This is a genomic window from Nocardioides sp. CPCC 206348, from assembly GCF_048654705.1.
In the GTDB taxonomy this organism is placed as follows: Bacteria; Actinomycetota; Actinomycetes; order Propionibacteriales; family Nocardioidaceae; genus Nocardioides.
In genome coordinates this window covers 14,792-15,213 of sequence record NZ_JBMCZA010000142.1, presented here as the reverse complement: position 1 = coordinate 15,213, position 422 = coordinate 14,792, and the positions used below count along the sequence as shown (strand labels likewise).

Below are 422 nucleotides of genomic sequence, written 5' to 3'. Positions count from 1 at the left end.
CGGGTGGCTGCTGCGCGTCCGGCCTCAAGCACCTCGGCGTGGTTGAGCGGCTCGCCGCTCATGCCCGCAGCGAGGTTGGTGACCAGGCTGATGCCCAGGATCTCCATCCCTGCCTCGCGGGCGGCGATCGCCTCGAGCGTCGTACTCATGCCGACGAGGTGGCCGCCGAGGACGCCGGCCATCCGCACCTCGGCCGGGGTCTCGTAGTGCGGTCCGGGGAACTGGACGTAGACGCCCTCGTCGAGCGACGGCTCGATCTCGCGGCACATCTCGCGCAGGCGGCTGGAGTACAGGTCGGTCAGGTCCACGAAGTTGGCGCCGACGATGGGGGACTGGCCGGTCAGGTTGATGTGGTCGCTGATCAGCACCGGGGTGCCGGGCGTCCAGGTGGGCTTGAGGCCGCCACAGCCGTTGGTCAGCAC

Annotated in this window: 1 pseudogene; it reads right to left on the bottom strand. The window is 70.1% G+C overall.

The features are described from left to right. Window positions 1-422 (bottom strand): annotated as a pseudogene (locus ACOADB_RS09275) (purine-nucleoside phosphorylase); the annotation flags it as partial.